Below are 12,318 nucleotides of genomic sequence, written 5' to 3'. Positions count from 1 at the left end.
TTCTCTCTTTCCAACTAACCCGTCTGAGGCAGTATGGAACAGCTAGAAAACCAGGCTACAGATTTCAGCCATATTGTCCTCGGTGCCCTCGATGAGGTATTCAATGCGCTGGAAACCGATGCCACGCATTCGACCGATGTTGCAGTAGTCACGCGTGCCCTGGCTTGTTATATCGAGCAATTGCGCCGCATACGCGCGGCAGCCAGTGCTGCTGACATGCCCGGTCTGCACTGGGTATGCGCGCTGATAGAACGTAACCTCATCAGCCTGTATAACCAGAATCGCCGTCTCACGGATGAAGAATATCACCTGCTCAGCGAATGGCCAGATCTGCTGGCCAGCCATGCCCTGAATCATGGCGACAAGAACATAGAAACCCTGATAGACCATCTTTCGACAGCCAGCTGGCCCATTCCTTTGAGCCTTGGTGATTCCTGTGAGCTCAGGCAATTGCTGAATAGTGATCCACTGACACCATTGGCTGAAGTGGAAGAGCCTCCCCCTTTGTTCCTGGTACCTGCGCCAGCCACGGCAGAGATCGCTTTATTGAATCAGGCAGATGCACACAATGCACTAGCTGCACAAGCTGAAGATGCAGAAATCACTGAGCCAGCAACATCCTCGATAGTCGCAGATACATCAGATACATCAACTTCAGCATTACATGAAGCGCTGGACGCCCTCATCATGAGCCTGGCAGCCGATGAGCACTTTGCCCAGGGCGGCGCCAATGATGCTGCGACCTTGCAAGCTTATGCGGCGCAGTTGCTGGGTTTTTCAAGTTGTGCAAGTCAGTTGAACCTGCACGTAGTGGCAGATGCCTGCCAGGCTTTTGCCGATGTTGTCATCATGAGGTCCGTACATGCAGACCCTGTCAATGAAACCGAACTGGGTTTGCTGCAACGCTTCCCGCTGATGCTCATGGATGCTATTGCTGATGCTGAAAATCCAGAAGTCGCAGCCAGTCTGCTCGATCTTGTGTATGACCCGGCATGGAACAGGCAAGAAGCAGTAAGCGGTGCTACCTACACGGAGTTGCAACAGAGCGACAACAGGGATGACGTGGACCATGAAGGCACAGAGGAGGGGGCAGAAGATGCTGTAGATGCGGGTGATGTGCCAACGACCAGCGCCACCGCACAGGAAGTCAGTAGCGATATGCTGGCACTATTCGCCAAAGAGTTCGGTCTCATGGGTAATATGCTGGCAGAAGACCTGGCAGCAGTCGTGGCATCTGGTGATGATGAACAGCGCAGTCTGGCATTGCAGAATTATGTCGAAGCCTTGTTGCGTATCGCCGCTACTTCAGAATCCATAGGCCTGACTGCCTTGCATCAATTTTTGTCCCTGCTGGCAGGCATGGTCGCAACCCAAACACAGGCGCTGGATGCGCAGCAAGTCAGCTTGCTGGGCGAATTGCCAGCGAAGTTGAATGCCTACCTGTTGGCACCCAAAGAAGAAATCGCGGCACTGGAATTATTATCCCTGTTGATGGATTCTTGCTGGTCACAGACGGCAGTCATGGACGGCAATGAATCTCTATTCACAGAACTCATCAATATCAATCTGATAGCAGACCATCAAGATGAAGCAGCCGCTGTCATTGCCATCACTGCAGGCGATGTGTCCATACAACTGCCAGATGATTTGAATACCGAATTATTCGATGGTCTCTTGCAGGAACTGCCTGTACAGGTAGGTAATTTCACCAGCGCCATAGAAAAATTTTCAAATGGTGCTGGCAGCATGCAGGACATAGAGCAAGCCAAGCGTGCCGCGCATACCCTGAAGGGCGCTGCCAACACCGTAGGCATAGCCGGTATCGCCAACCTGACCCATCACCTGGAAGATTTACTGATTGCCCTCACTGATAAACAAAGCCTGCCCGACAATGCACTGGCAGAATTGCTGACCGAGGCTGGCGATTGTCTCGAAGCCATGGGTGAGGCCGTGGTCGATGGCGGTACAGCACCGGCACAGTCGCAACAGCTGCTGCAACAGATTTGCGATTATGTCAGCTATATGCGCAGTGGCGAATTTGTTGTCCACAGCGAAGCTGTAGCAGTCGCTGCGCCTGTTGCAAATACCCCGGTCCCGCAATCTTCTGGCGCTGTACTAGACCTGGTCGAACCTGGTTCTCATGCGGCTGAACCGATGTTGCGTGTACCTGCGAAAGTGGTGGATGAACTGCTGCGCCTCGCAGGTGAAAATGTTATCTCAAATGCGCAAATCCAGGAACAATTGAAGCAAACGCAAAAACAATCAAAAGCCATACAAAAACACGATATCCTGTTCCAGAAACTGATTGCTGACCTCGAAACCCTGGTTGATGTACGTGGCATGAGCAGCCCGCAGAAAAAAGCCAGCATCAGCACTACCGACGGTGATTTTGATCCACTGGAATTTGAACGCTATAGCGAGCTGCATACCATTACCGCACAACTGGTAGAGGCACGCACCGATGCTTTCGAAATGTCCAGCCATATCGACGAACAATTGCACGGCCTGGCTGAATTGCTGGAAGTACAGCGCCGCCTGCAAATGGAAAACCAGCATGCCGTGATACGCACGCGGCTGGTGCCGGTCACGACCATAGTCTCGCGCCTGCAACGCAGTGTGCGCCAGACTTGTCGCCTGCTTGATAAACAGGTCAATCTGAACATCCTGGGTGCGAATACCAACATCGATAGCAATATGCTCAATGACCTGACAGACCCGCTGATGCATATCCTGCGCAATGCGGTCGATCATGGCATAGAGACACTTGCCAGCAGGCTGGCTGCGAATAAACCGGCAGATGGCCTGATAGAACTGAGCTTTGCCCGCGAAGGTAATTCCATTGTCGTCCGTTGCAAGGATGATGGTGCCGGTCTGGATTATGCGGCGATACGTCGTACTGCCTTGAAGCGAAAGATGATCAGTGCCGAGCGTATCTTGTCTGAAGAAGAGTTGGCTCGGTTGATACTCGTGCCAGGCTTTTCCACCCGCGACAGCAGCACCCAGACTTCTGGCCGTGGCATAGGCATGGACATGGTGCATGCACGCATACTGGAAATGAAAGGCTCGTTGAATTTACGCTCAGTCGCAGGCCAGGGCCTGGTGGTTGAGTTGCGCCTGCCTGCCAGCCTCTTGTCCGAACATACCCTGATGGCGCGCGTGGCTGGTCACATGATGGCGATTTCCAGCCGTCGTATTATTGACATCCATTACATCACTGATGCACAAATTGATACGCTGGCTGACCAGCCTGTCTATCGTGTTGGCGATGCAGTGCATAAATTGCTGAAGCTCGATAGCTTGCTGGGCATGCAAGACCATCGCAAGGAAGCGCGCAGCTATGGCTACCCGGTCTTGCTGGTCAGCACCGATACCGGCGCGACCTGCGCAATACAAGTGCAGGAACTGGTCGATGGCCGTGAAGTCGTGGTCAAGAAGTTTGGCCGCTATGTACCAAGAATCCAGGGCACGATAGGTGCGGTCATCCTCGGTGACGGTAGCGTCGCGCCGGTTATTGATTTGCCAGAATTATTGCGTGCATCTACCCAGCAGTATGTCAATGTGGATAATGCCCACGCTGGCTTGCCAGCACAGGCAGGTTCACGGGCAGCCCATGTGCGTACTGCGCTGGTGGTCGATGATTCATTGTCAGCCCGCCGTGCTACTGCGCAGATCATGCGCGATGCCGGTTACGAAGTACGCACTGCCATTGATGGCCTGGATGCGGTTGCCATACTCGACGAAGTGCTGCCCGACGTGATCCTGGTCGATATGGAAATGCCGCGCATGAATGGCCTGGAGCTGACCAGTCATGTACGCGCCCGCAAGCTCGACAAGCGCATTCCCATCATCATGATCACTTCACGCTCTACCCAAAAACACAGGCAGCAGGGCGATGCCGCCGGGGTGGATGCCTACCTCGTCAAACCCTTCAGTGAAGATGCCTTGCTGCAGCATATTAACCGCCTGACAGGAGCCTGATCATGGGAGCGATGGTGCCGGGGATGAGTACAGAAATACGCAACCGTCTGTTGCTGCGTATTGATAATATGCAGCTCATGCTGCCGCAGGGCGATGTCTGTGCAGTGGAATCTGTTGTTGATCTGGTCAGCCAGGATGCAGTTGCGCCTGCCATAGGGCGCATCGCTTACCTGGGACAAAGCTGGCCGGTATTGAGCCTGAATGGTGAATTGCAGACCCTGGACAAGATACCTGCAGCACGCCGCGCCTGTGTCATGCTGGCTACCGGCAAGGGTTTTCTGGGTTTGCTGTGTGATGATGTCAGGGTACTCAATCAGCAATCCGGCAGCGACTATGCCTTGCCTGTTGCCATGCGTGCTGGCTACACGCCAGTGCAGGCTGTCATGCCATTTGAAAACGGCCTGGCCTGTCTCAGCGATGCCCGGCATTTAATGCAGTATGGTGCTTTCGCACAAATCACTGCTACTCATTAATGGAGCGCAAATATGTCTAGTGCAAATGCCTGGTTACTGGACGTAGGCGATGGGAGGCAAGTCGCCATCGGCCAGCGTGAGCTCATACAAATCATGGATGCGCAAGACAGCTTTGAGGTGCCGCTCGCGCCCGCGCATATGCGGGAGATCATCTTTTGGCAAAAACGTGCCGTACCCGTCATGCAACTCCCCGTGCGCCTGGGGGACGTGCCTGCACGGGCAATATTCTCGCTCTGGTAGCATTTCATGATGCTGTCAGTAATACCGCAGGCCTGGGTGCGATACACCTCGCGGCACCGCCGGTACGTGTGCTGGTTGATGATAAGCAGGCCAGCAGCCTCGATGAGGCCGGCTGGGAAGATATGGCGATTTCCTGTTTTGAGCAGCAGGGGCAAAGCATACCTGTGCTGGATTTGAGCCGCCTTTTTTCTGCCGCGCATTAGCGCTGAGTAAGCATGCGTTGCTTAACCACGCAAACCATATCTGCGCATCTTGTTCAACAAACCGACGCGGGATATACCCAGTTGTTTTGCTGCATGCGTATGGTTGTGCTGGTTGTCATTCAGCGCGCCGACGATGAGACGTTTTTCCAGTGCAGCCACCTGTTCCTCCAATAAACCGGTATCCACCGCAGGCGCATCGCTTGCAACTTCACCGCAAGCCAGTGCCAGATCATCTACTACGATCTCGTTCATCTCACCGGCCAGTGCCATTGCCGTTTGCAGGCAGTGCTGTAACTCCCTGACATTGCCGGGCCAGGCATGGGATACCAGCCATTCCTGTGCCGCAGCCGTCAGGCGTTTTGGCGGTGTTGATCGCGCCGCAATTGCCTGGGCTATCAGGGCGATATCTTCTGCTCTGTCTACCAGTGCCAGGGTGCGCATCTGTATGCCTTTGAGGCGGTAATACAAATCATCCCTGAAACTTTTTTCTTCGACCATGACGGCCAGATCACGGTTCGTCGCCGCGACTATGCGCACATCGACACGCAACTCAGTGCGTGCACCTATGGGAAAGAAGCTGCCAGACTGCAAGAAGCGCAGCAACTTGACTTGCATGGGCAGGGGCATTTCACCTACCTCATCGAGGAATAGCGTGCCACCATCAGCCGCAGCGATCAGTCCTTTGCGGTCACGGTCGGCACCGGTGAAGCTGCCTTTGCAGTGACCAAATAATTCACTCTCGAATAATTCTGCAGGTATGGCACCGCAATGTACCGCAATAAATGCTTTACCTGCCCGCTTGCCCTGGGCGTGCAGGGCGCGTGCCACCAACTCCTTGCCTGTACCACTGGGGCCGGTAATCATGACTGGTACATCGGTAGGCGCAATGCGGCGTATCAGCGAGCGCAGTTCCGCCAGCTCGGCACTGATGCCTATCAGGCCCATGCTATTGTCGTCCGGCAGGGCGCGGGCGCGCCATACTGCGAGTTCACGTTCCAGGCGGCTTTTGTTGAGGGCGCGGTCGACCACCACGCGCAAGATGTCTGGATCGAGTGGCTTGGGTAAAAAATCCCAGGCCCCCAGGCTGATGGCACGCAGCGCCAGTTCACGGTCTGCATGACCAGTCATGACGACCACAGGTACAGGTGCGAATGCTGGCAATAGCGCCAGGCCTTCATCGGGTGTGAAACTGGGCGGCAAGGCTAGGTCCAACAAGACCAGATCAAAGCTGTTCTCCGCCAGCAAGGCATGTACCTGTTCTGCCGTGGCCGCGACCTTGACGACATAACCGAGGCTGGCCAGCCAGTTGCCACACAGGCGTTGAAAGGCTGGCTCATCATCGACCAGTAAAATAGTTTGCATGCTCATGGTGTCATGGTGATGTGGGTAGATAAAATTCAAAACAGCAATTCCAGCCGGGATAAGTGATCAGCGCCACGCTGCCGCCATGGGCTTCCACCAGCCTGCGCACTATCGCCAGGCCCAGGCCCGTACCACCGGGGCGGCGGCTCTTGAAAGCCTGGAACAAATCGGCTTTTTGTTCTGCCGGTATGCCAGGGCCGTTGTCGCAGATGCGCAGTCTCAGCATCTGTTTGTCTGTACACGCTTCGATATGGATGCGCGCATCTGGTCTGCCGCGCAACATCGCCAGTGCATTATTGAGCAGGTTGTTGAGTATTTGTTCAGTGCGCATGCGGTCTATATATCCATGTAAATTTTCTTCGATATCGCTGCTGATTTGTACGCTATTCGCCATGGCAGTAGGGCGTAGTTGCGTCATGATGTTATCAATCAATTCTGCCATATGGACAGGCTGGCAAGTCAGCCGCACTTCACCGGAATAACTGAGCAAATCCTGTATCAGATGATCTGCTCTTTCTATCTGCTCGCGTATGTCGTTGCGTACATCAGTAGGGCAAGAAACGGCAGCCATGCTGATGATATTCAGAGGGTTGCGCAATTCATGGGCGACGGTGGCTGCCAGCCCACCCAGTTCCGTCAGATGTGCCTGTTGCAGACGCTGTTTTTCCTGCTCTGCATAACGCAATAATTGATCAAGGCGTCCGGCTGCTGCTGCCAGCAAGGCACCGAATACTGCCCCACTCTTTGCACACTGGGGGTCGCTCCCTCCCAGTGTCGCAATTCGTAATGCCATTCTGCGTGGGCAGACTGTGCCTGCTGCCGGTAACAGATGACACAGGTTTGCTCGGCAGCGTGGCTGTCTGGTGCTCCTGCGTGGAATATCAAGACAGGCATGGGCTGGCGCAAATGCGTTTCCAATAACGCTGATGCAACCGCGCCCAGTTCCTCCCAGTTCGTCGCCGACTCTAACTGCATGCGCCAGTTGCTGAGCACGGCCGCCTCCAGATGCGCGCCGGGAAAGACCAGTTTTTCCATAAAACTGCGCACTGGCCTTTCCAGTATCAGCATGATGAGCAACATGGCAGTGCCCAATAACCATAGCTGCCACAGTGGCAAGGCTGCCAGCGGGCTGAAGCCGGTTTGCGCCACCAGGCTCAGTACCAGACCCGCAATGGCGACCGTCAGCACACTCAGGGCCAGCCAGGCCAGGAAACGGTTGGCCCACAGGTTAACCACCATCATGTCATAGCGCAGGATGCCGAGTACCAGCAAGACGGCATAAAACGGCAGCAGGATCACGCTATAAGGGAAGATGGCTATGCCGAACGAGGCATTCAAAAACATCAGGGTTGAGAGCGAACCCCAGACACCAGCCAGGCAAGCGGCCAGAATTTGCCCCCTTTTTTTGGGGGCAGCAGCAGGCCAGGCCATCAGCAACAGCAGATAAGCCCAGGTACTCAGGCCGCTGACAAAAATGCCGGGTATCCAGCCCCAGACCGGGAAGATGTAGTAGCGCTTGAATTCCAGCCAGGGCAAGAGGCTACCCATATCGAATATATTAATCCCCAGCACCACCAGCAGGGCTACTGCATACCAGGCGATGATGCTCGCTGGTCGCAAGCGTCCCAAAAAGCGCAGCACAAAATGTAGGAAAAACACGGCATTCACAGGGCCGGTATTGACCAGTATTTTGCCCAGTTCACTAGTCCTGGCATCACCGAGGTTGATGGCCAGTTGCCCTGTTGCCCACAGGCCTATACCCACGCAAAACAGTGCCAGCGCCTTCATGCCTGGTTGTTGACTTGCCTTTACCCAAAGCCAGATAGCCAGCAAGGGGCTGATGACGCTCTGCAAAGCAAGTGAGAAAAAATAAAGTCCGTAGGCGTTCATGGCCGGTAGCTGTTAAGCATCTTGATAGTAAATTTCAGCCAACTATATAGCAAGCTTACAGTTTTGCTGAGACATAAATTGAATTTCCTTAAGAAACAAGGGCTTATGAAGTATTTCTGACTGGCACGCAGTTTGCGAATAAGGAGACAGGCAGTTTTCATACCTGCCACCCAAAAAGCCGCAATCAAGTGCAGTAGGAAAAATCATGAACCTAACGACATCAAGCTTCCCCCATTTCACTTTACTGACCAGAGCCAACTGGGTCAGGTTCAACCGCATCCTGGCCTGGGCCATGCTCATCACACCTGTGCTGCAATTTTTTGCCAGGGCAAACCTTGTTTACGCCTTGCTGGTGGATTTTGGTCTCTTGCTCGCTCATGGGATTTTGTCGCTGATCTTGTTTGGCTTGCCCAAAGTCAAGCGGCAAAAATTTACGTTTTCCATGCATGTAATGGGTTTTCGTTGGCATGTCTTAAGTCCGCGCAATGAATTTCTGTTGACTGGCTACCGCATGGCCCAGGCTATTTCTGTTTTGCCATTGCTGTTCATTCCTGGCGCCAGATGGCTGGCATTGCTCATGTTTTACCCATCGCTGAGGATGCCGGTTTCTTTCATACAGCATTTGTACAGAGCGATGAGCTTTGCTTTTCAACGCTGGGGTATCAAGTACCTGGATGCAAGTCTGGTCGTGTGCATCTACCTGTTCTTTTTCTTTGCCAACTTGCTGCGTGCCTGATCAGGGGAAGAACATGAACCATAGCGTTACCTTGACTGATACGGTCTTTCCTGTCGCCCGCCGTAGTGCAGTCGCATCGCGCGCACGAGCTGCCATAAGCCCGCTCAGCCGCCGCCAGGCTGGCTTGCCTAATCTGAGCAGTCTGGGCCTGGACTTGTTGAATGCCAGCAAATTGAAACGCCTGATCTGGCCAGTGTTGCCATTGTTGACCCTGGCTGTCTATGCCATGGTTTTCTCCATGCAGTATTACCTGTTGCTGCCGCTGGTTTTCGTGTTGCACTTTCTGGTCTCGGTGACCTTCACCCACGATGTATTGCATGGCGCTGCCGGTTTCAAGCCACGCAGTACAGAATGGCTCTTGTTTGCCATGAGTATCCTGCTGCTGGAAAGTGGCCATGCCTTCCGCCAGGCGCATCTGCATCACCATAGCCATTGCCTGGAGCATGATGATTTTGAAGGTAGCCCTGCACACCTGAGCTTGATGGGCGCGCTGAAAGCCGGGCCTACCTATCTGGCACGTCATTGGTTGCATGCTTACCGGCTTGCCAAAAAACCTGTACAAAAGCGCTGGATGCTGGCCGAACTGTGCGCTGCCATCCTCGGAATTGTGATTGCCATACTTGTTTTGCCCTGGACTGCTGCGCCGCTGATTTATTGCGTATTCATGTACCTAGGTTCTTGCCTGTATCCAGTCACCACCGCCTGGTTGCCGCACTTCAAACCGGACAGCCGCATACTGGGACAAGCCAGGAGCTTGCGAGGCAAGATCATACCGGCCTTGTTGTTCAATCTTTCTTATCATCTTGAGCATCATTTGTATCCACAAGTGCCCAGCTATAACCTGCCGCAACTGGCAGACAGGCTGGACCCTTATTTCGATAAATTGGGTGTTGCGGTATTGCATGTGATTTGAGTTGGTCTTTTGGCACAAGTAGAAATACGGGAAGGTACTGGCTTTAGCCAGCTTGGGGGTAAAATGATGTAATCGCCTTCAAAGGAAAAACAACATGAATGCATCACTGCCCAAGCAAGCCAAAATCGTTGAAGTAGGTCCGCGTGACGGCTTGCAAAATGAAAAAGAAAGCATACCCGCCGACGTCAAGATAGAACTGGTCAACCGTCTGACCGCGGCTGGCTTTGTGAATATAGAAGCAGCCTCTTTTGTCTCGCCCAAATGGGTGCCGCAAATGGCAACCTCGGCAGAGGTCATGGCCGGTATTACGCGCAAGCCTGGTGTCATTTATTCTGTACTGACACCGAATATGAAAGGCTTTGAAGCCGCACTGGCAGCAGGTGCTGATGAAGTAGTGATTTTTAGTTCAGCCTCGGAAGCCTTTGCGCAAAAAAACATCAATTGCTCGATTGCAGAGTCGATAGAACGCTTCCGCGAAGTGGCCGAAGCGGCAAAAGCAAACAAGATACGCTTGCGCGGCAGTATCTCCTGCGCTTTTGGTTGCCCTTACCAGGGTGAAGTCGCCGTTGATAGTGTCTCTGACGTGGTACAGCGTTTGCGTGATCTCGGTTGCGATGAAATCGACATCGCTGACACCATAGGTGTAGGCACGGCGCGGCAAGTGCAAAACGTCATGCAAAAGGTGGCGCAGGACTTTCCTATTGCGGCTTTGTCCGGCCATTTCCACGACACCTATGGTCAGGCACTGGCGAATATTTATGCGAGTCTGGAAGTCGGCATTTCCATCTTCCATTCCTCCGTTGCTGGCCTTGGTGGTTGCCCGTATGCCAAAGGTGCGACCGGTAATGTATCGACAGAAGATGTGCTCTTCCTCATGCAGGGCCTGGGCATACAAACCGGTATAGACTTGAATGCCGTGGTGGATGCAGGGCAATTCATTTCTGCGCATCTGGGTCGCAAGGCAGTCAGCCGTGCTGGTAATGCGCTGGCAGCGAAACGTTTGGGTTAAGACCTGTGAAGAGTGAGTGAGGTGGGAGAAATGGGCGATATGTTTTGACCTTTCGCTCATCTTTGCTATAACTAAGCAGGAGGCTTTGCACCCTGTTCTTGCCTTGCATCTATAATTTCCCCATTGCAGCCTCCTGAGATTTTTTACAGGAGGCCATCATGCGCCGTCGTCTCTATTTTATGCTTCCCACTATTCCTGCTGCCAGAGCCATGCTCGATGAATTATTGCTGGCACGTATAGAAGAAAGATATATTCACTTCCTGGCAAAAGACAGCCTGCCCAATGATATGCCGGAGGCCAATTTTTTCCAGAAAACCGATCTCATCCATGGCATGGAACTGGGCATGGTAGTCGGTGCAGCTACCGGCTTATTGGCCGGTAGTTTGTTATTGATTTTCCCGCCTGAGGGGCTGGAAATGCGTACCATCGCCTTGCTGGTCGCAGCCGTTGGCGGTGCCGCATTTGGCTCCTGGGTATCAGGCATGGCTGCCGCCGCCATTCCCAATTCACGGCTGAAAGCTTTTGAAAAAGAAATTGAAGATGGGCAAGTCCTGCTCATTGTTGATGTGCCGCTGAGCAAGGTAAAACAGACAGAAGAGATGATGGCCAGCAGGCATCCCGGTTTTCGTTACGGCGGGGTCGAGCCACATATACCGGCTTTTCCTTGAGGCCAGCAACGCACTTGTTCTGGTATTCTTCTATCTTCATTGGAAAGAGAGAATACCGGAGAAAAATAGATGTATTTGGAACCTGAAGCAATAGTGTCTTTGAGCGCTTTTGTTTTGCTTTGTGCGCTTATTATTTTATTCTTTTGGACACCGAAATTCTTGCGGGGCGGTTTGCTTTTATTTAAGCGTAGCTTGATGTTGTCTGATGATATCTCAGCCGAGCAAATGCTGGAGCGAGCCAAAAAAATTTCTAGTGTAAATAAAGTGAAAAAAATACATGACAAAGAATTGAGTATTCACCTAAGCAGATTTATTGGTTTCACAGGTCTGTCTGCCTCCTTTTCTGTGCCAGAGAAGAGTTTTGTCGTGCGTTTGAATGTGTTTGTCCTACCTCTTTATTTGTGGATCATTTTTCTTGCGATTTTTTTCTCAAAAACGGGCTTTGATGTCTTGATTCCATTACTTATAGTCTGCGCAATACTTGCTCTTGATCTTACTCAAATGACTCTTTTTTCCAGGAAACTGGAACAGTCTTTGGAGGCAGTTACTTGATATTCAGGACAAGACTTCTACCCCGCGCCAGAAGGCAATGAAACCGTTTATTTCTTTAGCCGCATCCTTGGGTTCTGGGTAATACCAGGCAGCACCGGCATTGATTTCGCCATTCACGACGATATCGTAATAGCTGGCTGTGCCCTTCCATGGGCAAACCGTGTGTTTGTCGCTATCGCGCAAGTGTTCAGGATTGACGCTTTTTTCAGGGAAATAGATATTGCCTTCGAGCTTCACAATTTCGTCATCACTGGCCTGGGCGATGATGGTATCTTTCCATTTTGCGGTGGGCAT

13 protein-coding genes are annotated in these 12,318 nt (G+C 52.7%); 9 read left to right on the top strand and 4 right to left on the bottom strand.

All coding sequences use genetic code 11. The annotated features are described in order from the left end of the window. Positions 1-33 precede the first annotated feature (33 nt). From UNDYM_RS26870 to UNDYM_RS26855, 4 genes are read left to right on the top strand one after another with little or no spacing between them, the layout of a single operon-like run. A complete protein-coding gene (locus UNDYM_RS26870) occupies positions 34-3,978 on the top strand; it encodes a response regulator (RefSeq protein ID WP_162043888.1) in 3,945 nt (1,314 codons plus the stop codon). A gap of 2 nt (positions 3,979-3,980) precedes the next feature. Beyond that, positions 3,981-4,451: a hypothetical protein gene (locus UNDYM_RS26865; RefSeq protein WP_162043887.1), complete on the top strand. Its 471-nt coding sequence runs from the start codon at positions 3,981-3,983 to the stop codon at positions 4,449-4,451. A gap of 12 nt (positions 4,452-4,463) precedes the next feature. Further along, on the top strand, positions 4,464-4,691 hold the full coding sequence (locus tag UNDYM_RS26860; RefSeq protein WP_162043886.1) for a hypothetical protein: 228 nt from the start codon (positions 4,464-4,466) through the stop codon (positions 4,689-4,691). Beyond that, complete coding sequence (locus UNDYM_RS26855) at positions 4,607-4,894, top strand: hypothetical protein (protein WP_162043885.1); 288 nt, start codon at positions 4,607-4,609, stop codon at positions 4,892-4,894. The genes UNDYM_RS26860 and UNDYM_RS26855 overlap by 85 nt, the downstream gene beginning before the upstream one ends. Positions 4,895-4,915: 21 nt before the next feature. Here the strand turns inward: UNDYM_RS26855 and UNDYM_RS26850 are convergent, their stop codons facing one another. The 3 genes from UNDYM_RS26850 to UNDYM_RS26840 are packed head-to-tail and all read right to left on the bottom strand — an operon-like array spanning position 4,916 to position 8,146. After that, the gene (locus UNDYM_RS26850) at positions 4,916-6,262 is read right to left on the bottom strand and encodes a sigma-54 dependent transcriptional regulator (protein WP_162043884.1); all 1,347 of its coding nucleotides are present in this window, start codon (positions 6,260-6,262) and stop codon (positions 4,916-4,918) included. Between the two features lie 4 nt (positions 6,263-6,266). Beyond that, a complete protein-coding gene (locus tag UNDYM_RS26845; protein WP_162043883.1) occupies positions 6,267-6,977 on the bottom strand; it encodes a sensor histidine kinase KdpD in 711 nt (236 codons plus the stop codon). Then, a complete protein-coding gene (locus tag UNDYM_RS26840; RefSeq protein ID WP_162043882.1) occupies positions 6,893-8,146 on the bottom strand; it encodes a histidine kinase N-terminal 7TM domain-containing protein in 1,254 nt (417 codons plus the stop codon). Before UNDYM_RS26840 ends, UNDYM_RS26845 begins: the two co-directional genes overlap by 85 nt. A gap of 205 nt (positions 8,147-8,351) precedes the next feature. Here UNDYM_RS26840 and UNDYM_RS26835 point away from each other — a divergent pair, with 205 nt between their 5' ends. The 5 genes from UNDYM_RS26835 to UNDYM_RS26815 all read left to right on the top strand — a co-directional run bounded on the left by UNDYM_RS26835 (position 8,352) and on the right by UNDYM_RS26815 (position 12,024). Continuing rightward, a complete protein-coding gene (locus UNDYM_RS26835) occupies positions 8,352-8,882 on the top strand; it encodes a hypothetical protein (protein ID WP_162043881.1) in 531 nt (176 codons plus the stop codon). Between the two features lie 13 nt (positions 8,883-8,895). Further along, positions 8,896-9,795 (top strand): fatty acid desaturase, encoded by a 900-nt coding sequence (locus UNDYM_RS26830; RefSeq protein WP_162043880.1) that lies wholly within the window; start codon positions 8,896-8,898, stop codon positions 9,793-9,795. A 94-nt stretch (positions 9,796-9,889) separates the two neighbouring features. After that, entirely contained in the window at positions 9,890-10,804 is a 915-nt protein-coding gene (locus tag UNDYM_RS26825; protein ID WP_162043879.1) for a hydroxymethylglutaryl-CoA lyase, read from the top strand. A gap of 158 nt (positions 10,805-10,962) precedes the next feature. After that, complete coding sequence (locus UNDYM_RS26820; RefSeq protein ID WP_232063612.1) at positions 10,963-11,472, top strand: DUF1269 domain-containing protein; 510 nt, start codon at positions 10,963-10,965, stop codon at positions 11,470-11,472. A 69-nt stretch (positions 11,473-11,541) separates the two neighbouring features. Beyond that, the gene (locus UNDYM_RS26815; RefSeq protein WP_162043878.1) at positions 11,542-12,024 is read left to right on the top strand and encodes a hypothetical protein; all 483 of its coding nucleotides are present in this window, start codon (positions 11,542-11,544) and stop codon (positions 12,022-12,024) included. Positions 12,025-12,027: 3 nt separating this feature from the next. On the opposite strand, the gene UNDYM_RS26810 is transcribed toward UNDYM_RS26815, so the two are convergent. Next, on the bottom strand, positions 12,028-12,318 hold the full coding sequence (locus UNDYM_RS26810; protein ID WP_162043877.1) for a DUF427 domain-containing protein: 291 nt from the start codon (positions 12,316-12,318) through the stop codon (positions 12,028-12,030).

The sequence above is a fragment of the Undibacterium sp. YM2 genome, assembly GCF_009937975.1.
Classification (GTDB): Bacteria; Pseudomonadota; Gammaproteobacteria; order Burkholderiales; family Burkholderiaceae_D; genus Undibacterium.
Note: the sequence above shows the minus strand (reverse complement) of the source record. Positions and strands in the feature narration are given on the sequence as shown.